The organism is Aquificaceae bacterium, assembly GCA_037481935.1.
Taxonomy (GTDB): domain Bacteria; phylum Aquificota; class Aquificia; order Aquificales; family Aquificaceae; genus Pampinifervens.
Genome location: JBBFKQ010000006.1, coordinates 72,112 through 97,461, shown reverse-complemented (window position 1 = coordinate 97,461; position 25,350 = coordinate 72,112). Strand labels below are relative to the sequence as shown.

General features: G+C 43.3%; 25 protein-coding genes and 1 tRNA gene. 9 read left to right on the top strand and 17 right to left on the bottom strand.

The annotated features are described in order from the left end of the window. Positions 1-8: 8 nt before the first annotated feature. Positions 9-1,439, bottom strand: coding sequence for a 4-alpha-glucanotransferase (gene malQ / locus WHS43_06620; GenBank protein ID MEJ5339311.1), 1,431 nt, complete (start codon positions 1,437-1,439; stop codon positions 9-11). A gap of 107 nt (positions 1,440-1,546) precedes the next feature. On the opposite strand from malQ, the gene WHS43_06615 reads away from it, so the two are divergent. Genes WHS43_06615 through WHS43_06605 form a run of 3 tightly spaced genes read left to right on the top strand, consistent with a single transcriptional unit; the run spans position 1,547 to position 5,368 of the window. Further along, a complete protein-coding gene (locus WHS43_06615) occupies positions 1,547-2,959 on the top strand; it encodes a cytochrome C (protein ID MEJ5339310.1) in 1,413 nt (470 codons plus the stop codon). A gap of 12 nt (positions 2,960-2,971) precedes the next feature. Further along, a complete protein-coding gene (locus tag WHS43_06610) occupies positions 2,972-4,294 on the top strand; it encodes a hypothetical protein (protein MEJ5339309.1) in 1,323 nt (440 codons plus the stop codon). A gap of 42 nt (positions 4,295-4,336) precedes the next feature. After that, a complete protein-coding gene (locus WHS43_06605) occupies positions 4,337-5,368 on the top strand; it encodes a mechanosensitive ion channel family protein (protein ID MEJ5339308.1) in 1,032 nt (343 codons plus the stop codon). On the opposite strand, the gene WHS43_06600 is transcribed toward WHS43_06605, so the two are convergent. The 6 genes from WHS43_06600 to murC all read right to left on the bottom strand — a co-directional run bounded on the left by WHS43_06600 (position 5,345) and on the right by murC (position 10,675). Continuing rightward, entirely contained in the window at positions 5,345-6,025 is a 681-nt protein-coding gene (locus tag WHS43_06600; protein MEJ5339307.1) for a YggS family pyridoxal phosphate-dependent enzyme, read from the bottom strand. The two genes, WHS43_06605 and WHS43_06600, sit on opposite strands and share 24 nt — an antisense overlap. A gap of 30 nt (positions 6,026-6,055) precedes the next feature. Beyond that, entirely contained in the window at positions 6,056-6,535 is a 480-nt protein-coding gene (locus tag WHS43_06595; protein MEJ5339306.1) for a TlpA disulfide reductase family protein, read from the bottom strand. 109 nt (positions 6,536-6,644) lie between these two features. Further along, the gene (locus tag WHS43_06590) at positions 6,645-7,199 is read right to left on the bottom strand and encodes a Maf family protein (protein MEJ5339305.1); all 555 of its coding nucleotides are present in this window, start codon (positions 7,197-7,199) and stop codon (positions 6,645-6,647) included. A gap of 3 nt (positions 7,200-7,202) precedes the next feature. Further along, positions 7,203-7,694: a metal-binding protein gene (locus WHS43_06585; GenBank protein ID MEJ5339304.1), complete on the bottom strand. Its 492-nt coding sequence runs from the start codon at positions 7,692-7,694 to the stop codon at positions 7,203-7,205. Then, entirely contained in the window at positions 7,695-9,350 is a 1,656-nt protein-coding gene (locus tag WHS43_06580; GenBank protein ID MEJ5339303.1) for a DHH family phosphoesterase, read from the bottom strand. It lies immediately after the preceding gene. Further along, a complete protein-coding gene (gene murC, locus WHS43_06575) occupies positions 9,317-10,675 on the bottom strand; it encodes a UDP-N-acetylmuramate--L-alanine ligase (GenBank protein ID MEJ5339302.1) in 1,359 nt (452 codons plus the stop codon). The genes WHS43_06580 and murC overlap by 34 nt, the downstream gene beginning before the upstream one ends. A gap of 22 nt (positions 10,676-10,697) precedes the next feature. On the opposite strand from murC, the gene WHS43_06570 reads away from it, so the two are divergent. Further along, positions 10,698-10,771 (top strand) — tRNA-Arg (locus tag WHS43_06570). A 1-nt stretch (position 10,772) separates the two neighbouring features. On the opposite strand, the gene amrS is transcribed toward WHS43_06570, so the two are convergent. Continuing rightward, positions 10,773-11,783: an AmmeMemoRadiSam system radical SAM enzyme gene (gene amrS / locus WHS43_06565; GenBank protein ID MEJ5339301.1), complete on the bottom strand. Its 1,011-nt coding sequence runs from the start codon at positions 11,781-11,783 to the stop codon at positions 10,773-10,775. 18 nt (positions 11,784-11,801) lie between these two features. On the opposite strand from amrS, the gene amrB reads away from it, so the two are divergent. Then, positions 11,802-12,578 carry an AmmeMemoRadiSam system protein B gene (gene amrB / locus WHS43_06560; GenBank protein ID MEJ5339300.1) on the top strand — a complete coding sequence of 259 codons (777 nt, stop codon included), beginning with the start codon at positions 11,802-11,804 and terminating at the stop codon, positions 12,576-12,578. Here the strand turns inward: amrB and sppA are convergent. The 8 genes from sppA to WHS43_06520 form a co-directional block, all read right to left on the bottom strand. After that, the gene (gene sppA, locus WHS43_06555; GenBank protein MEJ5339299.1) at positions 12,568-13,413 is read right to left on the bottom strand and encodes a signal peptide peptidase SppA; all 846 of its coding nucleotides are present in this window, start codon (positions 13,411-13,413) and stop codon (positions 12,568-12,570) included. The two genes, amrB and sppA, sit on opposite strands and share 11 nt — an antisense overlap. Then, positions 13,397-14,209 carry a prolipoprotein diacylglyceryl transferase gene (gene lgt / locus WHS43_06550; protein MEJ5339298.1) on the bottom strand — a complete coding sequence of 271 codons (813 nt, stop codon included), beginning with the start codon at positions 14,207-14,209 and terminating at the stop codon, positions 13,397-13,399. The genes sppA and lgt overlap by 17 nt, the downstream gene beginning before the upstream one ends. 2 nt (positions 14,210-14,211) lie before the next feature. Then, a complete protein-coding gene (locus tag WHS43_06545; protein MEJ5339297.1) occupies positions 14,212-14,757 on the bottom strand; it encodes a hypothetical protein in 546 nt (181 codons plus the stop codon). A gap of 2 nt (positions 14,758-14,759) precedes the next feature. Beyond that, complete coding sequence (gene hisD, locus WHS43_06540; GenBank protein ID MEJ5339296.1) at positions 14,760-16,040, bottom strand: histidinol dehydrogenase; 1,281 nt, start codon at positions 16,038-16,040, stop codon at positions 14,760-14,762. 24 nt (positions 16,041-16,064) lie between these two features. Beyond that, a complete protein-coding gene (locus WHS43_06535) occupies positions 16,065-16,508 on the bottom strand; it encodes a class I SAM-dependent methyltransferase (GenBank protein ID MEJ5339295.1) in 444 nt (147 codons plus the stop codon). A 124-nt stretch (positions 16,509-16,632) separates the two neighbouring features. Further along, positions 16,633-17,796, bottom strand: a complete 1,164-nt coding sequence (locus WHS43_06530; protein ID MEJ5339294.1) for a type II secretion system F family protein — start codon at positions 17,794-17,796, stop codon at positions 16,633-16,635. Continuing rightward, complete coding sequence (locus WHS43_06525; protein MEJ5339293.1) at positions 17,793-18,824, bottom strand: hypothetical protein; 1,032 nt, start codon at positions 18,822-18,824, stop codon at positions 17,793-17,795. The genes WHS43_06530 and WHS43_06525 overlap by 4 nt, the downstream gene beginning before the upstream one ends. 39 nt (positions 18,825-18,863) lie before the next feature. Beyond that, positions 18,864-19,622 carry an ABC transporter permease gene (locus WHS43_06520; protein ID MEJ5339292.1) on the bottom strand — a complete coding sequence of 253 codons (759 nt, stop codon included), beginning with the start codon at positions 19,620-19,622 and terminating at the stop codon, positions 18,864-18,866. Between the two features lie 102 nt (positions 19,623-19,724). Here WHS43_06520 and WHS43_06515 point away from each other — a divergent pair, with 102 nt between their 5' ends. The 4 genes from WHS43_06515 to wbaP are packed head-to-tail and all read left to right on the top strand — an operon-like array spanning position 19,725 to position 24,167. Further along, a complete protein-coding gene (locus WHS43_06515; protein ID MEJ5339291.1) occupies positions 19,725-20,687 on the top strand; it encodes a PIG-L family deacetylase in 963 nt (320 codons plus the stop codon). Then, positions 20,680-21,618, top strand: a complete 939-nt coding sequence (locus WHS43_06510; GenBank protein ID MEJ5339290.1) for a GNAT family N-acetyltransferase — start codon at positions 20,680-20,682, stop codon at positions 21,616-21,618. The genes WHS43_06515 and WHS43_06510 overlap by 8 nt, the downstream gene beginning before the upstream one ends. Continuing rightward, positions 21,611-22,747, top strand: a complete 1,137-nt coding sequence (locus tag WHS43_06505; GenBank protein ID MEJ5339289.1) for a glycosyltransferase — start codon at positions 21,611-21,613, stop codon at positions 22,745-22,747. The genes WHS43_06510 and WHS43_06505 overlap by 8 nt, the downstream gene beginning before the upstream one ends. After that, on the top strand, positions 22,725-24,167 hold the full coding sequence (gene wbaP / locus WHS43_06500) for an undecaprenyl-phosphate galactose phosphotransferase WbaP (protein MEJ5339288.1): 1,443 nt from the start codon (positions 22,725-22,727) through the stop codon (positions 24,165-24,167). The genes WHS43_06505 and wbaP overlap by 23 nt, the downstream gene beginning before the upstream one ends. A 4-nt stretch (positions 24,168-24,171) precedes the next feature. Here the strand turns inward: wbaP and WHS43_06495 are convergent, their stop codons facing one another. Beyond that, complete coding sequence (locus WHS43_06495; protein ID MEJ5339287.1) at positions 24,172-25,350, bottom strand: polysaccharide ABC transporter ATP-binding protein; 1,179 nt, start codon at positions 25,348-25,350, stop codon at positions 24,172-24,174.

Genomic DNA, 25,350 nt, shown 5'->3' with positions numbered 1-25,350 from the left:
CTAATATTTTAACATCTTTCATAAATCTCACAGATGTGCCTTAAAGAATCCCACTGCCTTTCTTCTGGCATCGCTTTTAGCTTCCATTCCCAGTTTCCGTGAGAAACACCTGGCGTGTTAAGTCTTCCCTCCTCTCCGAGTCCTAAAAAATCTTGCATAGGGATGATGCAGTATTTTGCCACAGACATCAGGGCAAGCCTGACCATGGCATGGCTTATGCTATCTGGCGCATAGCTAAGGTAGTCAAGCACTCTAGCTCTCTGCCATTCGCTGAGTTCTCTAAAAAACCAGCCCTTTATGGGCATGTTGTCGTGGGTGGTGGTGTAGACTACAGAGTTTTCCCTGTGGTTGTGGGGAAGGTGAGTGGAGTTTTTCTCAAAGAAGGCAAAGGCGAGCACCTTCATGCCCGGCAGACCAAAGTGGTCTCTGAGGGCTATTACCTCCTCATCTATGGTTCCGAGGTCCTCTGCGATAAAAGGCATGTGGGGAAACTCCCTCTTTATGGCGTCAAAGAGCTCATAACCCGGCGCCTTTTCCCACCAGCCCTTTTCTGCGGTCTTTTCTCCGTAGGGCACCTGATAGAAGGCGGAAAAGCCCCTGAAGTGGTCAAGCCTGACCACGTCAAAGAGCCTAAGAGCATGCCTTATCCTAAAAAGCCACCAGTCAAAGCCCCTCTCTCTTAGCCTTTCCCAGTGGTAGACGGGGTTTCCCCAAAGCTGTCCAGTTTTTGAAAAGTAGTCAGGGGGCACGCCAGCAACCACCTGCGGAAGCCCATCTTCTCTCAGCTTGAAAAGCTCTCTGTTTGCCCACACGTCGCTACTGTCGGGTGCAGGGTATATGGGCAGGTCTCCCACAAGAAGCACCCCCTTTGAGCTGGCGTAGGCTTTGAGAGAACTCCACTGCCTGAAGAAAAGATACTGAACTGCCTTTTCTTTTCTTATGTCCTCCTCTGATATCTCCGGCATGTCCTTCCACTCCCACCAGGGCTTTCTGGTCCTTTTCTTTATGGCGGTATACCTTGCGTAATCCTCAAGCCAGAGGCGGTTTTCTTCGCAGAAGCGCTGGAAGTCTTCGTCTTCTTTAAAGTTTTCAAGAGCCTTCTGGAGCACAAACTCTTTGAGCCTGTAGACTTCTTGATAGTTTACGCGGTCTGAGGGCTCTAACTTGATGCTCTCTAGGGTGTTTCTGTCTATGAGCCCATCCTGATAGAGTAGCTCGGAGCTTATGAGGATGGGGTTTCCCGCAAAGAGGGAGCTGGAAAAGTAGGGAGAGTTCCCGTGCTCTGGCTCTGTGGGGCTGAGGGGCAGAACCTGCCAGAGGCTCTGACCTGACTGCGCAAGAAGGTCTACAAAGCGGTAAGCGGAAGGTCCGAGGTCTCCTATACCAAAGTCTGAAGGCAGAGAGCTTATGTGAAGAAGTATGCCAGCTCTTCTCTCCATCAGGTCAATTATAGCCTGTGGTCAAAAGACAGAGTTCAGGATTGACATTGAGAAAAATCATGTTATATTAATGTTAAAGTCATGTTAAAACCACAGGAGGTGCTAACATGGATGTGCTTGGTTTCCAGCCCATGTGGTATGTGCCCACAGTAGGCAGTGCCACGGTCATTGCCATCATAGCCTCTATTCATGTGCTGGCGTCCCACACCTCAGTGGGTGCGTCAATCCTGCTTGCCTACCTTGCCACCAAAGCCTACAGAGAGAACATCCCCCAGATATACGACTACATCAAGAAGTATCTTCTGGCACTGCTGGTCTTTTCCTATGTGTCTGGTTCCATAACCGGTCCTGGAATATGGTTTTCTGCCACAGTAGCAAACCCACGGGGAATCTCAGCCCTTATTCACAACTTTGTGTGGGTCTGGGCGGCGGAGTGGATATGGTTTGTGGCAGAGGTTACCCTTGTCTATATTCTGTATTACACCCTTGGAAGGATTGACCAGAGGAGCTGGCTCAGGCTTGCCTGGACCTTTGCCGTAGGCTCATGGGCGACCATGTACATTATCGTGGGCATACTCTCCTTTATGCTCTCCCCCGGACATGAAAAGTGGTTTACAACCGGCAACATCCTGGACGCTTTTTACAACAAAAACTACTTCCCCCATCTTCTGATGAGAAGCTCCTTCATGTTTGCCATAGCGGGCACCATAGGCATAGTCATCGCAAGCCTGATGAAAAAGGATATCTCAGAAAAGGTCTACAAGGATATAGTCAGGACCATGTCCTATTGGGGCATTGGTGGGCTTGTATTTGGAAGCATGTTCTTTGGATGGTATGTCTCCACACTGCCAGAAAGAAGTCTTATAATGCTTGCGGGCATAATTCCCAAGTGGTATTACGCCCTTATATTTGCCATATTGCTCGTAGTTCTTGCACACTTTGTGCTGACCTCAATAAAACCCACGCTGGCAAGACCCTACATCGCATACCCCATATATGCTCTTATCTTTTTCATGGGCGTCTACCCAGAGGAGAAGATAAGGGAAACAATCCGCAAGCCCTACGTGGCTGGTGAGTTTGTATGGGTAAACCAGATTATAGCCAGAGATGTGCCTGCAAAGGGCATACACTCTGAGATAAACACGATAAACGAAAAGGGTTTTCTGAGAGTAAACGCCTTTGTGCCGGAGGGTCTAAAGACCATCACACCGGAGAACAAAATAATGGCAGGCAAGGCGGTGGCAATACTTCAGTGTTCTGGTTGCCACAACGTGACGGGTAATACGGGTCTAAGACCTTTTGCGAAGAAGTTTGAGGGTATGACCAGCGAAGAAGCCGTCTATGGCTTCCTTTCTAACTACCTCACACCTCAGAACCACCCTGCCTACATGCCCTACTTTGTGGGTAAGGATGAGGAGCTCAGAGCTCTTTCCGCCTACATAGCGGACATGGTCTCAAAGGGCGGACGGGTTTCTGCAAAGATTGAAGTGCCAAAAATCAGTCTTGAGGCACATAGATAAGGAGGTGCTGTCATGAGTATTACGGTCTATCAAAACCTTACAAGGTGGTTTTTGCTTGGTTTGCTTGCTCTCATGCTCCTTGGTGGCAGGCTTGCCTTCGCCGGGCAGTCCCCCGCAGAGGTGGGTGCTATGCTAAAGGCGATGGCTGACCCGGCAGGAGCACCCTTTTTCCCTGTGGTGATGCAGGTTCTGCAGGTGCTCACATGGGCTCTTCACATACTCTTTGTCTGGACCTCAATAGGTGGGCTTTTCTATGCCATCTATGGCTTTACGAGAAGAGATGAAAACCACCAGAGGCTTGCGCGAGCCATGCTGGAGCTTTCCAAGGTCTCAGTTTCTCTTGCCATAGTGCTTGGTGTGGCACCGCTTCTATTCTATCAGGTCATATACGACCCCCTCTGGTATGCCTCTGCCAACCTCTCGGCAAGCTGGTATATTATGTTCATAGTTTTTCTTCTGATTGGCTACTATCTTATATGGGGTGCATACTTTACAAAGATGAAGCCTCAACTGGCTATCTTCTTTTCCATAGGTGGTGTCATCTTTCTCTTGCTTGTAGGCTTTATTATCCACGTAGTCAACTATCAGGCTCTTTATCCTGAAAAGTGGGTAGAATGGTATACTTCTGGCGGGACAACCATGAACCACTCTGGATGGAACATCTATAAGTTCAACATATTCAGATATCTTGCCTTTCTGGTTTTCCCCGCCGTGGCAGTCACAGGCGTGTTTATGATGCTCTACGCATGGTATTTTGGCAAAAGACCTGAGTTTGAAAAGAGCTATGTGGATTTCTCCGCAAGGCTGGGTGCAAAATTGGCTCTTGTGGGCGGTGCTGGCTGGATTGTTTTCCATATCCTCTACATACTTTCAATTCCTTCTGAGTGGCAGGCAAAGGGAAGCATCTTTTCATGGCTCTCGGTTCTTGGACTACTGCTCTGCGCCGGGGTAATATTTATAGCCCAGAAAAATCCTGTTGGTATGGCAATCCCTTCTCTTGTAGCAGGCACGGTGGCAACTCTTCTTATTGCAGTCTTTAGAGAATACCTGAGGGTTGCCTCCACCGCACGCTTCGGATACTCCATATACGAATACAAGGTAAACCTTGAGTGGCTCAGTCCCATGCTTTTTCTGGGAACAACCCTTACCGGTCTTATTCTCTATGCCTATGCCTGGTGGATGGCATACAGGGCAGGCAGGACTCCAAAGGGTCAGGTCTACCAGGCCAGCGAGACAGAATACCACCTTGGAGAGGCCTCTGTTTTCATAGTCATACTCTGGGCGGTCGTCTTTATCGGCACAGGCCTCATTATCATAGCCAGAAACTACGTATAAAAGCTCCGGCGGGCGTCTGCCCGCCCTGATAAAATCTAAAAGATGAACATATTCAGAGAGTATGCACCGCTCGTCCTGATACTCCTGGCTATTCCTGTTGCCGGATTCTTTGCAGAAAAGGTTTTGTTTTACAAGCTGAGAAAACTTTCCCAGAAAACACCATGGGGCTGGGATAAGGTGCTTGTGGATGCGTTAAGATTTATGCCCACCTTATGGTCTTTTCTGCTTGCTATCTATCTCCTTTCTGAAGAGGTCAGGCTGCCAAAAGGCATGATTGCCTTCAAAGATAAGTTCCTGTGGGTTATCTTCATCCTCTCCTTTGCTCTACTTCTATCAAGACTCGTAGGAGGCTTTCTGAAACTGTATATGAGTCGCTACAGGGAGGATATGCCAGCCACCTCTCTTGTGGTGCAGTTTGCCCGTGTGGTGGTTCTCCTCGTGGGTGTGCTCGTTGCTCTTGACAAGATTGGCATAGCCATAACCCCCATACTTACGGCCCTCGGTGTGGGAGGTCTGGCGGTGGCTCTGGCTCTCAGGGACACGCTGGAAAACCTCTTTGCAGGTTTTCATGTGCTTGCCACAAGGCAGATAAAGGTTGGAGACTACATAAGGCTTCAGAGTGGCGAGGAGGGTTTTGTGGAAGACATCACCTGGAGAAACACCATCCTCAGACAGCCTGCCAACAACCTCATAATAGTGCCCAACTCCAAGATATCCACCTCCATCATAACCAACTTCCACATGCCCCAGCCGGAGATGAATGTGATAGTCCCTGTGGGAGTATCTTACGAAAGTGATCTGGAGAAGGTAGAGAGAGTCACCCTAGAAGTAGCAAGAGAGGTGCAGAGAGAAGTGGAGGGTGCTGTGCCGGACTTTGAACCAAGAATTCGCTTTACTGCCTTTGGGGATTTTTCCATCAACTTTAACGTGATACTGAGGGCAAAGGACTTTGACAGCCAGCACATTCTCAGGCACGAGTTTATAAAAAGACTTAAAAGACGATACGAGGAAGAAGGTATAAAGATACCTTTCCCTGTAAGGGAGGTCTATCTAACTTCTGCCTCCAAACAGTAGTGTCCCTATCCTCACTATGGTGGCACCTTCTTCTATTGCGGTCTCAAAGTCTTGGGACATACCCATGGAGAGGTGGGGAAGTTCCAACTTAAACTCCTCCTGGAGCTGCTCTCTTAGCCTTCTGAGAAGGGCAAAGTAGATTCTGACCTCCCCAGGGTCTTCCCTGTAGGGTGGGATACACATGAGACCCAGAACCTTTATGTTCTGCATCTGAAGACAATTTTCAAAGAAAGACCTGAGGTTTTCTGGTTCAACTCCACCCTTTGTCTCTTCACCCCCCAAGTTGACCTCTATGAGAACCTCCTGAACCCTGCCAAGTTTCTCTGCCCTTTTCTGAAGCTCTTCCAGCAGGCTTTCCCTGTCCAGAGAGTGTATGAGGCTAACTTTGTCTATGATATACTTTACCTTGTTGCTCTGAAGCCTGCCTATAAAGTGCCAGTCTATGGGAAGGTCTCTAAGCTCCTGGTATTTTTTGAGAAACTCCTGAACCCTGTTTTCTCCAAAAGTCTTCAGCCCGCAGTGGAAAAACTCCCTGAGCTTTTCAGAGGGAACGCCCTTTGAGGCTCCAAGGAGGAGCACCTCTTCCCTTTTTCTACCTGCACGCTCACAGGCTCTCTCAATTCTCTCCTCTATCTCCCTCAATCTATCACAGCTCATGGCGTTAACCTAACGCCTGCTTCTTGAGCCTCAGCCAGGTTTTAGCTCGGGGACACGCTGACCTGCGAAGATATCCTCCGGAGCCTGTCCAGATATGGAGGCGAGCCTCTCGTTGAGCTCTCTGAGTTCAGACTTCACAAAAGAGTGGCTTACAAAGTCTACTTGTCCTCCCGGGTCTATGAGATAGATGGTGGGCACAATCTGCACATCATAATCAACAGATACCCAGTAGTCTGGATAGTCTACGAGCTGAGGGAAAGTCAATCCGTATTTTTTTGCAAATTCCCGCACCGCATGCTCCGGGTCCTGAGCTATGCCCCAAACTGTCACCACATGCCCGTAGAGCTTATGGAGCCTTTCTACAAAAGGCAACGTGAGCTGACAGGCAGGGCAGGTAACCTTATAGAAAACAAGAAGTTTATAGCCAACAGTTTCTGCCAGAGAATGGAAGTGGCCCTCTCTCTCTGGCAGCTCAAAATCCTTCGCCTTTTCTCCCAACTTTAGCGGCATGCGTCACCTCCTGTGCTGAATCTGTATCTGAACGCCTCCACCCACGTCCACTTTGCCCTCCTCTCTGCTTACCACCGCTGAGCAGCTCGTCAAAAACAGAATCAGAAGACTAATCCAGAACATCTTTAAGCACCCTGTAGGTTCTGCTGGCAGGAAGACCCATAACCGTGTAGAAGTCCCCCACTATCTTTTCCACAAACCTCGCACCCATGCCCTGCACCGCATAGGCACCTGCCTTGTCCATGGGTTCATCGGTGGAAATGTATTCCTCTATCTCCTCCCTTCCCATCTGTCTAAATTTGACCCATGCTGTGTCATGGAAGCTCACCCTTTTTCTGGGAGATATTATGCAGACGCCTGTTATCACCCTGTGCCATCTTCCCGAAAGGTTCACAAGCATCTGCCTTGCCTCTTCCCTGTCTCTGGGCTTCCCCATTATTCTGTTTCCAAGCACCACAAGCGTGTCTGCTCCCAGCACAGTGGCAAACTTGTAATCTTTCCATACGGTAAAAGCCTTTTTGAAGGCGAGCCTCCTTGCGGTAAGTATGGGCCTGCCCTGATGGCTCTCTTCCACATAAGAAGGTATCACCAGAAACTTAAAGCCAAGCATGCTGAGTATCTGAACCCTCCTCTTTGATTCGGAGGCAAGTATTAAAAGTCTCACCCTCTATATTTTAAACCTTTTAAAGGTGCTGGTCAAAAGGTCAAGAAGCACATGAAAAACTTCAGAGAGGACCACTCCCAGTGCAAAGTAGAAGACCTCTTCTCTATGGGCAAGCTCTGAGAAAAAGTCAAAGGGGTCAAAGCTAAGGAGAAGGTCCTTCAACTGGGGCAGATACTCAGAGGAAATACCCAGCAGGACAAAGTAAAGGAACAGAAACATGAAGGAAAAGTATGCAAGCCTTAGAAAAGTGCCCAGAAGGGGTATGTGGGATGCTCCCCTGTGCTTTGAAAGGAGCTGATAAGGTCTCCAGACAATTTTCAGAGTCTTCCACCTTTTTGATGGTTTTGAACGGGAAAGGTCAAGGTCTGGAGAGAGAAAGAAGGTTCCAAAGAGGTATCCAGCTGTGAAGGGAAGGTAGAACTCCTTTGGCAGGTAATACAGACATGCAGGGAGGGCAAGGAGGTTCACAAAGTCGTGACTTCTTCCCAGAGCCAATCAGACCTCCACATCCACCAGCAGGAGCGTGTTGGGTCTTCTCCTGTCTGGCTGATAGACTATTCTTCTTGGTTTTGCCCCGGGAAGGGGTAGTCTTCCATTTATATTGCTGTCCCAGGAAAGCAGATTGAAGCCCTCAACCCTAAACATGAGCCTCTCCCTGCTGCCACCCACAAGCCTGAGGTTCAGGGGCTCAGACAGAAATACAGGCTCAGGAAAACCTTCACCGTAGGGCTCAAGCTCTTTAATGGTCTGGTATAGCTCCTGGTCCACATGGCACAGGGGAAGGGTCATGTCTATGTATAGTTTTCCTTCCTCTGAAGAGAGTTCGGAGAAAAGAGGTATTGCCAGGCTTTCAAATTCTGGTATGTTTTCTGTTCTTATGGTGAAGCCTGCCGCAGAGGCATGTCCACCCCATTTAACAAAAAGATGGGAAAGTCTTTTGAGTATTGAGTGCACATCCATACCTTCCACTCCTCTCACGGAGGCGCTTGAATATTCCTTACCCACTGATATGACAACGGCAGGTTTTGAGAAGAGTGCCGAGAGCCTGCCAGCCACTATACCCGCAACACCTCCAGCCCAGTCCTCAAGCTTGACTATGATAACACTCTGCTGGCTCTGCTCACGAGCCTGCTGGATAGCCTTATCAAAGGCCAGATGGCTCAACTGCCTTCTGTGCTGGTTTAGCCTGTCTATCCTTTCCACCAGGACCCTTGCCTTTTCTTCCTTATCTTCGAGAAGCAGCTTGAGTGCCACATAAGGCTTGGCAACCCTGCCGGGTGCGTTCAGCCTCGGTGCAAGGGAAAAGGCAATGTCCCTTGAGCTCACTTCGTCCCTAATGCCTGACCTTTCCATCAAAAACCTTATGCCGGGTGCATGGAAGCCACCCTTCAGCACATGGTTCAGAAGTCTTATACCGTTAGAGACAAGTATCCTGTTTATCAAGTTCATGGGCATAACGTCTGCCACAGTTCCCATACAGGCAAGGTGCAGATAGTTACGCACATCCAGGTCAAGCTCCAGGCTCCTCCTCAGAAGTGCAGACATATAAAAAACAAGTCCTGAGGAGGCTATCTCTCTGAGTTCTCCCCCCTCTCCGAGCTTTGGGTTCACCATTAGAGCTCTTGGCATATCCTCAGGCAGATTGTGGTGGTCAAGCACTATAACGGGTATAGTTGAGTGGCTCAGTTCTTCCACTGCAGTGCTTCCGTTGTCCACGGTTATGAGAAGGTCCGCATACCTGCTGAGCTTGATGACAAGCTCTTTTGTAAGCCCGTAGCCCCTCTTTCTTGAAGGGAGAAGAGGCAGAACCCTTGCACCAGCTTTTTTCAGAAGGTGGTAGAGTATGGCTGTGCCCGTTATACCATCCACATCGTAATCTCCAAATATCACTATCCTCTTGCCCCTCTTTACGTAGCTACCTATGAGTTCTACAGCCTCCTGTATGTTTGGAATGCCAAAGGGTGGAAGAAGCCTACTGAGCCTGCTTTCCAGAGCCTCTTCACCGAGATTTCTGTTGGCGAGGAGTTGAGCTTTCAGAGGTCCAAGCCTTTCAGAAAGGTCCGCCTCAGGCTTTATAAACTCGCTGAGAAGAACCCATTCTTTTCCAGAAATACCTTTCATACCCTTTTCAGAGCCAGAAACTCCTCGCACCACTTTGATATGCTGCCTGCACCCATAAAGAGAAGCACATGGTTATCAGAAACCTTTTCCTCAAGGGCTTCAAAGAGTTCTTCCTTTGTAGGACAGTAAACACAGCCTGCCCTGGCTGCAATTTCTTCTGCTTTTATTCCATAGGAGTTTTTCTCACCAGCAGGGTATATGTCCGCAAGAAGGCAGAGGTCTGCCTCCTTCAGCACGCTGATAAAGTCCTCAAAAAGATGGTAAGTTCTTGAATACCTGTGAGGCTGAAAAACGAGTAAGAGACGCTTTTCAGGATGCATATCTCTTATGGCATTTATAACCGCTCTTATCTCCGTAGGGTGGTGTCCGTAGTCGTCATAAACTGGGGCCTCTCTGAAGTAGCCCTTGAATTCAAGCCTTCTCTCTGCATTCCTGAAGCCTTCAAGAGCTCTGACCACATCCTCAGAACTGAGCCCTGCCTGATGGCATACGGCAAAGCAGGCAAGGGCGTTGTAAACGTTGTGCCTGCCAGGCACACCAAGATGAACTTCACCAAGCTTTTGCCCATCGTGCCAGACCTCAAAGGCATATCTGCCATCTACGAGCCTGAGATTCTCAGCAGTGTAGTTTGCCACTGACCGAATACCAAAGCTCACCACCCTTCTATGAGTCCTCTCTGCTACCCACCTGCAGTTTTCGTCGTCCCAATTGAGCACTACAAAGCCATAAAAGGGCACAGCATCTGCAAACCTGAGAAATGCCTGCTTTATATCCTCAAGGTCTCTGTAAAAGCCTATGTGCTCCCTGTCTATGTTGGTTATGACTGCCACTGTGGGCAGAAGTTTTAGAAAACTGCCGTCGCTCTCATCCGCCTCTGAGATTATGAGATTGTCCTTACCCAGCTTTGCGTTGGAGCCAAACCTCTGAAGGACCCCGCCTATGAGAACAGTGGGGTCATGTCCGGCTTCATGATAGGCATGAGCTATCATGGAGGTGGTGGTGGTTTTCCCGTGAGAGCCGCATATGGCTATGCCCTCGCCCAGCCTGAAGAGCTCTGCGAGCATCTCACCCCTGGGTATGACGGGTATACCAAGCTCCCTAGCCCTTTTTATCTCTGGATTTTCTTCCGAAACCGCCGAGGAGTAGACTACAACCTGAGCATCTTTCAGGTTTTCTTCCGAGTGTCCTATGTAAACCTTCGCACCCTTTTTTCTTAGCAGTTCCGTGTTCTTGTTCTCCCTTATATCTGAGCCAGAGACCTCATAGCCGAGCTCAAGAAGTATCTGGGCTATACCACTCATTCCGATTCCGCCAATTCCCACAAAGTGAAAGCTTTTGACCTTTTCTCTGAACATGGGTATATTATAATTCCCCTCAGTGCCCGTAGCTCAGCTGGACAGAGCGTGGGTCTCCGGAACCCAAGGTCGGGGGTTCAAATCCCCCCGGGCACGCTCATGACCATACGCCAGGTAGTTTGTATCCACATTGAGAACAGGCTCCGTCTCTAAGGTGGTTCACTGTCCTGTAGCCAAGCCTTTCTATTACCTTTTTACCACAGCCTGGGCAGTAAGTGGACTCAAGGTCCTCATTCCAGTAGTTGCCTACATAGACGAAGTTAAGCCCCTCCTCCTTGCCAATCTCATAAGCTCTTTTCAGCTTTTCTATTGCGGTTGGGGGAACATCCAGCATCCTGTATGCGGGGAAGAACCTGGATACGTGCCAGGGTATGTCTTTAGAAAGACTTGCTATAAAACGGGCTATTTCCTTTATCTCCCTCTCAGAGTCGTTGTATCCCGGTATCAGAAGCGTGGTTATCTCAATCCATATTCCCCTCTTGAAAGCGTATTCTATGGTCTTCAGAACTGGCTTTAGCCTTGCACCGCACACTTTTCTGTAAAAATCATCTGAAAAGGACTTCAGGTCTATGTTCATGGCATCAAGGCAGGGTAAGGCTGTGTCTATTGCCTCTTCAGTTTCGTATCCGCTCGTGACAAAAACATTCCTTATACCTTTCTCCCTTGCAAGTTTCATCACATGATAGGCAAATTCAAAGAAGATTACAGGCTCATTGTAGGTGTAGGATATGGAGGGGGTTCTGTAAAGCTCTGCGAGTCTCACGATTTCTTCCGGATTCATCTCTTCACCAAAAACCTCGTAATTGTGCGTCTGGGGATACTGGGAAATTTCCCAGTTCTGGCAGAACTGACAGGAAAAGTTACAGCCCACTGTGCCTATGGAAAGGCTGTGGGTAGAAGGTAGAAAGTGATAGAGGGGCTTTTTCTCTATAGGGTCAACGTTTATGGCGGACACAAGTCCATAAACTGTCAGGTAGAGGCTATCGCCTTCCTTTACCCTCACCCCGCACTTCCCGTATTCTCCTTCTCCAAGAAGGCATCTCTGATGGCAGGCTTTACACAATATCTTTCCATCTTTCCTTTCACTGAGCCATGCAACAGCTTTCACAGGTTTAAATTTAAACCCATGATAGTCAGAAAACCAGCGGTGGCGGGCTACTTTTACCCTTCAGACCCGTATGAGTTGAAAAGAAGGGTAGAAGAGCTGATGGAAGAGACCTTAGAGCCCAGGGGTGAAGTAATGGGTCTTATAGCACCCCATGCGGGATACGATTACTCTGGAAGAACTGCAGGGAAAGTCTACTCCCTCATCAAAGACAAACTCATAAGGAGGGTGCTTCTCATCGGACCCTCTCATTTTGTAGACTTTGATGGTTATTCCTTTGGGAGCTTTGAAGCCTTTGAAACACCCCTGGGAAGGGTGTTTGTGGACAGGTTAAGCGTTGAGAAATATGCAGGGGAAAGGAGGGAATTTTTCCAGGATGAGCCGCACCTGTGGGAACACTCCCTTGAGGTTCAGCTCCCCTTCCTCCAGCTTGCCCTCGGTGAATTTCTGCTAATCCCTGTAGTTTATGGAAGGGTCAGGGCACAGGAATTAAAGAAACTTATTGAACACTTCTGCAAGGAGGATACACTCTTTGTGATAAGCTCGGACCTCAGCCATTACTATGATGAACAAACTGCAAAAAGACTTGACAGCCACTGCCATGCGTGGATTCTGTACGGGGACAAAGAGCAAAAGGGATGGTGTGAAGCCTGTGGTAAAAAGGGCATAGAGGGCGCTCTGCTTTATGCAAAGGGAAAAAATATGAGGGCAATCCTTGTGCATTACAGCACCTCAGCAAAGGCATCTGGGGACAGGAGCAGAGTTGTGGGATATGGGGGATATGCCTTTATCTCATGATGTAATAGAGCATGAAGGGGTAATGATTTAAAAAGCCCTCAAAGTCCTCCTCCATGAGCCTTCTTATAAGACCTCTTCTTTCCTCCATATAGAAGACCCTAGCCCCGGGCACCCCTGCCAGTTGTCTCGCCCTGTTTATGGCATCCTGAAGGTTTCCAGGCTCGTCCACAAGACCCAGCTCCTTTGCTACCCTGCCCGTGAAGATTCTCCCGTCTGCTATTTCCTTTAGCTTCTGTTCACTTATCTTCTTTGAGCGGTATTTAAGGATAGCCTGAAGGAACTGTTCATAGGCATCTTCTATGGTCCTCTGTAGATACTCTTTTTCCTCGGGCGTCAGTTCCCTAAAGGGGGATAGGGTGTCCTTGAACTTGCCCGTCTTTATGGCTGTGGTCTTTATTCCAAGCCTTTCAAAGAGGTCCTTGAGCTCCGTATGCTGAACTATGACTCCTATACTGCCTGTTATGGTTCCGGGGTTGGCAAATATCACGTCCGCAGGTGCAGATATGTAGTACCCACCAGAGGCGGCCACATTTCCCATGGAGACCACCAGAGGCTTTCCGGAAGTTTTAAAGTCCTCAAGGGCTCTGTATATCTCCTGAGAGGCTCCCACAGAGCCTCCCGGGCTGTCAACTCTCAGCACGAGGGCCTTGATGCTTTTGTCCTCTTTTGCCTGCTGAATTCTTGATACTATCCTGTCGGGCTCAATTATGGCACCCTTTACCTTTATGACTGCCACCCTGTCGCCGACGGGAACTCTTGAAAGCAAAGAACTCAGAAAGCCAAGCACCAGAACTATTATGCCAAAAATTAAAAGCCTTCTAAGCCACTTTTTCATGTCTTTTTTCCCTCAGAAGCCAGAGGGCGAGAACCACAGAAGCGAAGACCATAAGCAGGGCAACCACCTGATTCCACGTGAGCCCAACTCCAGGAATTGGGGGCGTTACCCCCCTGTAAAACTCAAGGGAAAACCTGAGAATACCATACAGGAGCATATAGAGGGAAAAGACAAAGCCATCAAAGGGCTTTCTCCTGTATGCCAGGAGGAGTATAAGAAAGATAAGAATCAGACCGGAGAATTCCATGAGCTGGGTGGGATAGAGGGGCATATAGGGAGGTGCAACCGCACCTGGAGGAAAGACCACGTAGAAGAAGGGAAACCTGTCAGAAATATGTATACCCGGAAGGACAGAACCATCAACTGGAAAGGGCTTACCATAACAGCACCCCGCAGAGGTGCATCCCAGTCTTCCAATGGCATGGGCTATGCTGAGGGAAACCACCGCCATATCTGCGGTCTTCCAGAAGGGCAGGCGGTATTTTAGCATTCCCACAAGCGCCCCAAGCACTCCACCCACAAGACCCCCGAAGAAGTTCATACCCCCATTCCATATGGCGAGTATGTCCTTTAGGCTCTGAACCTGCTCGGGGTGTTCTATCACATAAGAAAGCCTTCCACCCACTATGCCAAGAAGAAGGGCAAGAAGAAGCGTATTCTCCACGTGGTTTGGGTTTATGGCTTCTTTCTTTGCAAACCTGAGCATGAGCCAGTAGGCAAGGAGCGCCCCCAGGGCCACGAGAACCCCGTAGGTGTATATCTTTATGCCAAATACTTCTATCAGTACAGGATACATAGCTAAAATTTTAAACTATCCACTGTGAGGGTAAGGCTTATACCCTCTGTATGAATTCTTATGGCTCTTGCATAACCTTCCCTTGACCATTCAAGATAGCTGAGAGTAAGCTTTCTGTCTCTATTCTTATCGTAAAACTCTGCAAAGCTGAGCCTTCCATCTCTGAAGACATACCTTGACCTGAAAAGTCCCTCATCCCTCTCAAAATAGACTCCAGAGGGAGAGCAACCCATCTTCTCATCACCTCTGAGCACTCTGCCAAAGATTATGCCGTCCGGGCTGACAGGAAGGTCAACGCAGGCACCTCCCACACAGAGATTGTTGAGGGACACTTCAGCACTTTTCCCCTCACCACTTATTGTAAACCTGCCCTCAGACTTCTGAACACTTACAGGAATCCTCAGAAGTCCATACCTGAGAGAAAGAGCCGCAGTATAGGATTGTGGAGCACCATATTCAGAGTAGGCCCTTTTTACCTCCTCCCCCTCAGGGCACACAAGGGGTGCGCAGGAGGCCAGAAAGAGAAGAAACAGAACAAACAGCTTCATGGCTAAAGCTCCCTCCTTACCCTGACTGCATAGTAATGGGCATAGAGCCCCTCCGCCCTAGCAATACTCTCAGCAGGCTCTGCAACCCTTTCAAAGCCCTCTCTGGAGAGGTATATGACGGAACTCTTTTTCAGAAAGTGATAAACACCCAGCGGAGAGAAAAACCTTGCAGTTCCACCAGTTGGTAAAGTGTGATTTGGGCCAAGCAGATAGTCACCAAGGGGCTCAGTGGCGTATTTTCCAAGAAAGACAGCACCCGCATGCCTTATGTAGGGAAGGAGGGAAAAGGGGTCCTCTGTAAGCACCTCAAGATGTTCCGGGGCTATGTAGTTTGCCACTTCACATGCCTGATACAGGTCCTCAACCAGAAAGGAAGTGCCAAACCTCTCAATGGACTTTTGAGCTATCTCCTTTCTGGGGAAGTCCTCAAGGAGCCTCTCTACCCATTGAGAAACCTCCCTTGCATACTCCTCGTCTGTGGTCACCATAAAGGCACCGGCAAGCTCATCATGTTCTGCCTGAGACAGGAGGTCAGCGGCAACCCATCTCGGGTCAGCGGTCCCATCTGCAATTATGAGTATCTCAGAGGGTCCTGCTATCATATCTATGTCCACCACTCCATAAAGGAGCTTTTTGGCAAGGGCAACGTATATGTTTCCCGGCCCCACTATCTTGTCCACCTTTGGGAGGCTTTCTGTGCCAAAGGCAAGCCCTGCAACCGCCTGAGCTCCACCTATCTGATAGACCCTGCTTACCCCTGCTATAAAAGCCGCCGCAAGGGTGTAGGGGTTTGGCTTTGGGGAGACCATTATCACCTCCCCGACACCAGCCACCACCGCAGGAACTGCGTTCATGAGCACAGTGGAGGGATATGCCGCCTTACCACCCGGCACGTATATACCAACCCTATCCAGTGGCAGAACCCTGTTTCCAAGGATTATGCCCTCCTCCTCTACAAAAAAGCTTCTTTCAAGCTGTTTTTCGTGAAACCTTCTTATTCTTTCATGGGCGATCTCGAGGGCAGACCTCACATCCTCCTCTATCTCATTGTAGGCTCTCTCAAGCTCTTCGTATGGAATCTCCACAGTCTCTGGCGTGAGCCTTATGCGGTCAAACTTTTCCGTATACTCTATGATTGCAGCGTCCCCCTCCTTCTGGACTCTCTGAATTATCTCCTTCACCACTGGCTCGTATTCCTCTGTGAGGACCTGCCCTCTGTTTTTCAGGAAGTTGAGCCTCTCGTTAAACCTCCACGCAGAATGCCTTAGGTCTTCTATGCGCATATTTGAAATTATAACATTAAAGAATCATCCTGAGATAAGGGCTATTAAGCTCTCGGGATGGTCAAAAAATTCCACTTTTCCGAATGTCATAAAATCCTGCTTACTCCAGTGTGATCTGTGGTTTTCAAGAGGGTTCTCCTCAACCACCTGCGCGAAAAACTCCTTAGGTGTAGTTACAATAACTTGTCTTCCCACTCTGAATGCCTCCTTCAAAATCCACATACCGGTATCTTTGTCAAAGTGTTCAATCACATCCAGAAATAGAACCATATCATAGGATTTTGAATTAAACTTTAGAATAGCAGATTCTATATTGTCTATAATAACAAGGTCAATTTGCTCAAGAAATATTCTGCATAAAAAGCCATAAATCCCCATACCACAACCTAAGTCAAGTATTTTATAAGGATTTTCACGAAGAACTATTTCAAGAACTTTACTTATTTGAGATGGATTACTCCAGGGCATCGACTCAAATTATACCACACTTCTCAAATTGTTCAGCGTCACCTAGCTGATTGAATTTCTATCTTCTAACTTTTACTCGGTTTTATCGTTTCTTCGGAGCAATAAACAACAAAAAAAGCTTAAATTAAATACCGGAGGATATACTGAACACTGCAAGCATCATTGAAAACACTAAAAAGCCAATAAGAAGACCCATTACGATTATTATTGCAGGTTCTAAAAGGCTAATAAATTTCTTGGTCATATCTTTAAAATCGTTACTGAACTGTGTGTATAGCGTGTGAAATGCGCGGTGTAACTCACCAGTTTGTTCACCTATTGATATAATTTCTGTAAATATATCAGGGAACAACTCTTGTTTAATAATAGCCTGATTCAGGCTTGAACCTTTTAAAACTTCAGCCTTAACCTCCACTAACTTATTCCTTACAGCCAACATGTTCACAGTTCCTGTAGCTATATCTATAGCAATATTTAATGGCAAATTACTTTTCAATAAAAAATACATGCTCTGTGAAAACTTTATTAATTCAAGTTTTAATATCACATTTCCCACAAAAGGCATCTTGAGTAGAAAAATTTCTAAAGGTTGTCTATATTTCTTGATTAATATTCTCACAGAAATTAAGATTAAAAGAAAAAATATTAACGAAGAAATAACTATATAACTAAAAATATCAGATATGGCAAAAGCAATTTTAGTTAAAAATGGTAGTTTTATGTCTGCACTCTGTAGTACAACTTTGAATTTTGGTATGACGTATAAACTTATCAGCATAAAGGATAATATACTGACAATGAACAAAAAAGATGGATAAATTAATGCGTTTATTATATGTTTTCTTAATTCATTTCTTTCCTGTATTGCATAAAGTAATAGTTCCAAGATATCTTCGAGATTACCACTTTCTTCTCCAGATTTTACCATCTCAGTATAGCTTCTAGGAAATATACCAACCTTTTTTAAGGCAGTGCTGAAGGCATCACCAGCTCTAAGTGAATTCAGGATTTCATTTAGTTCTCTTCCATATTTTTTTTCTGACTTACAAAGGAACAGTATAGCTCTATCTGTGGTTAAACCAGATTTTAAGAGTTGATACAACTGTCTTGTAAATTTTTCTAAGAACTTATAATCTATGGAAGCATCTCTTGGAGCCAACTCATCTATATGAAGCACCATAATACCCTGATTTTTTAGCTGACTAACCACATCCCATTTACTTTCTCCTTCAGCAACCCCTTCTATTAATTGCCCGTTGTAGAATGCTTTATACTTGTATTCCATCATATTTTCCCCGCCTTAATGTTAATTGTATATTCATAAACATTTCCAGTCTTATTTCTTACCTGAAACTCTATATTCCTAAAGCTCTGTCTGAATTTTGATTCTAACGTTTGAGCATCAGTTGTTTCTCCCATTATACTGATTTCGCTTTTTTTGATAGATAGACCTATTATCCATGAATCTTTAGGTAACATCTTTGCCATCAATGAAATCAACTCAAGAGTTTTTATACCAGATACTTTTTCAACAATATGCTTACTAGATGAAAGCCTGTCGTTGAGCATTGTGTACTCAGCAACTAGATTTTCTGTTTCTTTTAATTTCCCTTCTACGTTAGCTATCTTATACTTCCAGTATATAAAATTTCCAACTGACACCATCAGCGTGAATAAAGTTATTGCACTTACAAAAGCAGCGTAAGCGACATGTGATTTATTGAAGATAAGCCTTCTATCCAGATAGGTCAATTTTGGAACATAGTTTCTTTTCAATACATCAATAAGTAATTTTGCTGTATCTATTTCAATTCCTTCTTCTATACCATTTCTTATAAACCAATCTATGAGTTGTCCGTGCTTAAACTTAACTACTTCGCTGTAGTTTCTTCTTTTTATCGTAAATGACTCTTCGGCATCAATCACGGGATATATGTATGCAGAAGGAGTTATCAGTTTTACTTTTTTAATCCTTCTAATGCTTTCTATCAGCGTCTTTTCCACTGCAATTATTATCACTTCTATATTGTTATCATGATCAATGATTTGATATAAAAATTCTATTTCTTCTATATTATAAGGAAAGATGTCATCAGCATTTAAAGATATGGCTTCCTTAATATTGTTTTCCGCTTCTTTAGGTAATTTCCATTTTCTAACAATTAATAAATCTCTGGCTATGGCGACTGCAGATTCTATATTAGAGTATGGAGAAACCAAGAATTCATCTATAGTTTTGAAAAAATACCTTTCTCCGCTGCTTAAAAGCACATCTAGACCTGCTTTGCTTAATTCTATGCCTGCAAATTTTCTCATGCTTTTTATTATAGCATTATACTTAGCGTTATGCAGCTCTTAGAGTACGTCTAAGAAACCCTGCCTAAGCTTTGTATATGTGACAATGCCTATTAATAACGATATAATGGATATTCCAAAACAGGTTATTAAGGTAGTAAGGGTCGCTTCTCCAGAAGCTTGGAGATAGATGCCTTTAACCATGTGAAAAAACGGATTTATGTTTATAAATATTCTTATTTTTTCTGGAATGAAAGAATATGGATACACTATTGGAACAGTATAAAACAGGAAATTCATTATGGGACCGATTACATATGGTAAATCTCTTATATACACAGCCAGAGACGAAAGTATTAGAGAAAACCCTATACATAGGAAATACCACAAAAAAATCATTGGTAGCAATTTAAAAATTATACTAATAGCCTCTGCTTTAAGTAATGGTATTGTGTATAAAAGCACGATAGGTGTATACATAAAACCTACTGTGGAGGAGGATACAACATATGTATAGGGAGGGATAGGAGTCTTCTTAATTAAATATCTATTATCCAATATAGCAATTGAGCCTTTACTAACACCTTGCAAGAAACCATTCCAAAAAGCTATACCGATTATTAGATAAGCTGCATAAGGTATATTTGCCGTTACTTCTTTTGGAAATCTGGCCTTAAGGACATGCTCAAAAATGTAGTAAAAAATGAATGTCTGGATTAGTGGAGTAATAAGAAACCAGAGCAGACCCAGTTGAGAACCAGCGAAATTAAATTTCAACTCCCTTTTTATATTGTTGAAAATTAAACTCAGGCTTAACATCCCTATTGAATTATATACTTCTTTTGATAAAATAGCTTTGCCTTGTATGAGGTATAATTAAGAGCATGATTAAAAATATAGCAGAAAAGTATCCAAAGTAAAATGATTGGCTTCAATACACCGGCAAGTTTAGACCTTGAAAAAATAAGGAAAATATTGGTGCTTGCCCCACATCCCGACGATGAGCTCTTGGGTTGCGGTGGAACCATATGCGTTCTTAAGGAAATGGGGAAAGAAATACATACAATCTTTTTATCCGTAGGAGAGAAGGCAGGAAACCCAGAAATTAGAAAGATGGAAGCACTTAAGGTAAGAGAGGAACTTGGCTATGACCGCGTGGAGTTTTGGACATATCCAGATGGGGGTCTAAAGTTCTACGAGCAAGATATAAAGGAAAAAATAAAGACTTATGCAATAAAACAAGATGTTGATTTTATATTCTCCACAGCGCCTTATGATTTTCATGAAGACCATAGGATTTTAGGAAGTTTATGTATAAAACTTCATACTGAACTACCCACCATAAAGTTTTCATTCTATTCTGTTTATAATGATATTATAGGCAATTTTAATGTAGATGTTTCAAAATATATGGACAGATTAATAAAAAGTATTTCCATGTATAAAAATAGCCTCAAGGAGCTTTATGGTATTGGAGATAAGTTCATAAGTATTAGAAAATTTAATGGTTTAATTCTTAGATACCCTAGAAGATTCTACGAAAGCTTTATACTACTGGAGGATAGTTGGGAAGTTCAAGACTTAGTAGTATACCTCCTTGGAGAATTTTTTTATCTTGATATATTAAGAAACATTAGACTTTTAGAAAATGAATTACAGAAGAAAAATGAGGAGTTGGCACACTATAAGAAGGAACTGGAGGATTTATGGCATAATTACAACTCACTTATGCATATCAAAAACAACATGGAACAAGAGCTTGCTTGTATAAAAGCTTCTAAGTTCTATAAAATTATGATGAAATACCAGAAAATTAAAGATTTTATCATGCCGAAGGGTGGGATACTCAGAAATCTTTACGATAGGTTAATGGGTAATGGGTAAACATGTTATCATAAGGGAGTATAAGCATGGCGATGAAGTGAGAATATTAAATCTTTTTCACGAGGTTTTTGGCAAGGATTTGCCTATAGAACTTTGGAAGTGGAAATATATGAACCATGGATTGGGGACTTTCGTAACAGTGGCTGAAGAAGGAGATGCTATAATAGGTCACTATGGATTGGTTCCAAGAAGGGTGAAATTTGAAAAATTAGAGGGCCTTTCTGCAGTGGTCTCCGATGTCATGGTGCATTCTTCAAAGAGAGGAGCTTTTACGAAAAGAGGGATTTTTTTCAGGCTAGTTGAGCAGTCTATAATAAAATTTTGCCCAAACTCAGACGAAAGAAAAATAATTCTCCCGTATGGCTTTCCAACGATTAGAGCCAGAGATATTGGTGTAAGACTTGGACTTTATGAAGAAGTAGAGAATTCTACTGAAGTTGAATTTATTTATGGTAACGGTCTGCTTAAATTTATTTATTCAGTTAGGAAATGCACCCTAACGGAGGAATTCATTGAGCCGTTATGGGACGTAATGAAGAAAGAAATGTATGATTTAATAATAAATTATAGAGATTACAGGACATTAGCATGGAGGTATTCTCAACCAGGTGCAAAGTTTTCTTTCTACTGCACTTTTAAGTTTCTTTCTCCCGTGTCATTTTTAGTAGTAAGGGAAGATACAGAAGTAAAAAAGATATACGATTATGTTGGTTCTATAAAATATTTAAGTGAGTCCTTAAATGCGGTGGCAAAATTATACAATACTCCGCTAAACATGAGGTTCATGCCCTGGGCTTTGGATAAACTCAGAGGATTGAAGATACTTAAAGTAATAGATGGCCCTACCCTAGTTGCAAATGCCGTAACCGGACCGAGGGCTGAAGAACTTAAAGGGAAATTTTTTTACACTTACGGTGATGAAGATGTATAAAGTATTACAGCTAGGGAAACATTATCCTCCATTTATTGGGGGCACGGAAAGATTTATAAAAGAACTAACAGTCTCTTTGAACAGGAAAGGCATAAGATGCGATGTTCTATGTGCAAATGACAGTGCGGCTTATGAGGAAATAAACTATGATGATTATAGAGTCATCAAAGTACCAACGTACTTTCGTTTAGCATCCACGAGCATAGCACCGCATATGATTACAAAACTTAAAGAAATTTCTAATCAATATCATATAATACATGTCCATATGCCCGATCCTATGGCAAATCTTGCGTTGTTCTTCTCTCAACTTAAACTTAAAGCAAAAATTATTTTACAGTGGCACATGGAAATATACAGATATAGGCTTCTTATGATATTTTATAAACCTCTTTTGGAATGGCTCTTTAATAGGGCTGAGCATATAATAGTATCATCAAATAATTTAAGAGAAGAATCAGAATTTTCTAAATTTATGCAGAATAAAACAACTGTTATACCCCTCGGAATTGACATAAATGAGTTGCATCAATATGAGGAAGACTACTATTATGCGGATTATATAAGAGAACTCTCAATGGGCAGAAAAATTGTCCTTTCTGTGGGAAGACTTGTGTATTATAAGGGCTTTGATGTACTCATTAATTCGGCCAAATTTTTACCAGAAAATGTTGTTATTCTGATTGCTGGAGATGGGCCTCTAAAAAAAAATTTAGAGGAAATGGTAGAGTTTCTTGGATTAAAGGGAAAAGTTTTTTTACTCGGAAAATTAAATCAAAAGCAACTAGTAACTTGTTACAAGAGGTGTGATGTTTTCTGCCTGCCGTCCAAATATAAAACAGAAGCTTTCGGTATAGTTCAAGTAGAAGCCATGTGTTTTGGTAAGCCAGTTGTTAGCACAAAACTAAGAGGATCAGGTGTTTGTGAAGTAAATCTGCATGGAGAAACAGGTTTATGTGTAGAACCGGGAGACAGTAAAGGTTTAGCTGAAGCAATAATAAAAATACTTGAAAATGAGGAAAACTATAATATCTACAGTAAAAAAGCTAAAGAAAGAGCTAATATCTTTAGCATTGAGAGAGTAACAAATAATTTTGTGAACATATATGAGAAAGTTTTACAATCATAAGGACATTTTATATGTTTTGGGTATGTTATTATGTGATTTAATCATCTATTATATTTCTCTTTATCTTGCCTTTGAAAGTAGATTGAGTATTGGGAATAAGTTTAAAAATATACTACCAGAATTTAATAATGATTTTGATGATGTTATTAAGATAGTTTGGATACCATTTACATTATTGCTTTTTTTATTCTATGAAAGGCTTTATTCTGAAAAATTCCCCTATCAGGAAGAATTAAGAAGAACGCTCAAAGCTGTAGTATTTTCTTTTATAACTGTATTTTTTATAGTTGGAGTGGCAAAACTTCAGCACGAAATATCAAGACTGTTGGTTTTCTTTACCTTTTCCTACCTTTTTATCTTACTTCCCATGGCCAGACTGCTGTTCAAACTATTGCTTCATAAGTTAGGAATAGGAATTAAAACTCTTTTACTTATTGGTTTTCAAGAAAGATACAGGGAAGATATAGAAAAGTTGCTTAAGGATGTGTATTTGGGATACAGACTAATAGGAATAGTAGCTGAACAGAAAGGCAATCTGGTTTTAAACGACACAAAATATAAAGTGAGAACTTATGATATCATAAGGAAATTGAATCTTTTAAAAAGAATACATACAGTTGCCATATTCTCAGAGGGCATTAGCAATGAAAAACTGTCAAGCCTTGTTATACAATGTCAGAAAGTAGCCAAAGAAGTTATTATTATACCTTCCATAAGGACATATAATGTGCTGAATTTAGAAATAATACCCATGTATTTCCCTCAGTTCCTCTTTTTAAAATTTAAAGACAATCTCAAATCAGGAGTAAATATTGCATTAAAAACTTTAATTGACTACATTTTAACTATTATTATGCTGCCAATTGCGTTAATAATAGGTATTTTTATATCCATAGGTATAAGATTAGATAGCTCAGGGCCTATTATAATAAGTCAAAATAGAATAGGAAAGGACGGTAGAGTAATAAAGGTTTATAAATTCAGAACTATGTATAAGAACGCTGAGAAGATTCTGAAAGATATTTTAGCTACAAATGAGGATTTGAGGAGTGAGTGGGAAGAAAAAAGGAAAATGACAAATGATCCAAGAGTTACCAGATTTGGAAAATTTTTAAGAAAAACCTCGCTTGATGAACTTCCTCAGCTCATAAACGTGCTTAAGGGCGAGATGAGTCTAGTAGGCCCAAGACCTGTAACAGAGGATGAACTAGAAAAATATTACAAAGAATTTTCAAATCTCTATCTTCAGGTAAAACCTGGGATAACAGGATATTGGCAGGTGAGTGGTAGAAGTAAAGTTGACTATGAGACAAGGGTTGCCATGGATGTTTTCTATATTCTAAACTGGTCCCTATGGCTTGATTTTTTTATAATCATAAAAACCGTATGGGCTGTAATAAGAGGGGAAGGGGCTTACTAGTGGCTTAGCTGGGTTTGTTTTCAATTTCAACATTGCCTCGTAATCTAAAAACACCCATGTCTAACAAATCACTTTTTTGCACGTTTAAAGGCAAAGTTTTTACATCGTATATCACACTACCTGTTTCGTCCAATAAATATATCTCTATGTTGTATAGTCCATGGAGTATTGGAAAATCTGGAAACGAAAAATACACTGTAGCTTTTTTAATCATATTAACCAGCTTATTTTCATGTTTGGTGCTATAAACCGATACCCACAATCCATCATTTCTCTTAAAGACAACTCCTATATGCAATTTGGTATGGTTCTTAGAGCTAATTTCTACCCTTATCTGAAGACTTTCACCTGGCTTTATTATTTCCTTATTAGTTGCTACATATGAAATCCAAGCAGGAGCAGATGCAGGGCTTTCAAATTGAACGTTTTGATTTATTGTATTATCCCCTATTTTATTTTTTTCTCTCATATAATCCTCATATTCTTTGACCACATGAAGTGGGTCACCCTCCATTACTACTTCCCCATGTCTAAGCCAAATTACTCTATCGCATATGTTGGTAACCTGGTAAGAAGAATGGCTAGTGAAGATGATAGCTCCTCCTTTTTCTCTGTATTCTCTGAGTGCATTAAAAGATTTGTATTGAAAGTGTATATCACCTACCGCAAGGGCCTCATCCACTATAAATATTGAAGGTTCAACTGCAAGCACAGTTGAAAAGGCTAACCTCACGACCATACCAGTAGAATATGTTTTTATCGGCTTATCTAGAAAGCCCCTTAGTTCTGAGAAATCTTCTATAAAATCCATTTTCTTCTTGATTTCACTTCCAGACATGCCGATGAGTTTAGCATACATAAATACATTATCATAACCCGATAAGTCTGGGTGGAATCCTGCACCTAACTCTAATATTGCGGCTATCTTCCCATTTACTCTAACTATACCTCTGGTAGGAGGGAGAACTCCTGCCAGTATTGAAAGTAAGGTGCTTTTCCCCGCTCCATTTTCACCTATAATACCAAGAACTTCCCCCTTTTTTAACTTTAACGAAACATTATTCAACGCCACGTGTTCCTGATGATACTTTTTACCTGTAATTATTTCTTTTAATCTATCCGCTGGCTTTCTGTATATCTTGTATATCTTGGTTAAACCAATTGCCTCTAAGACATAAGACAT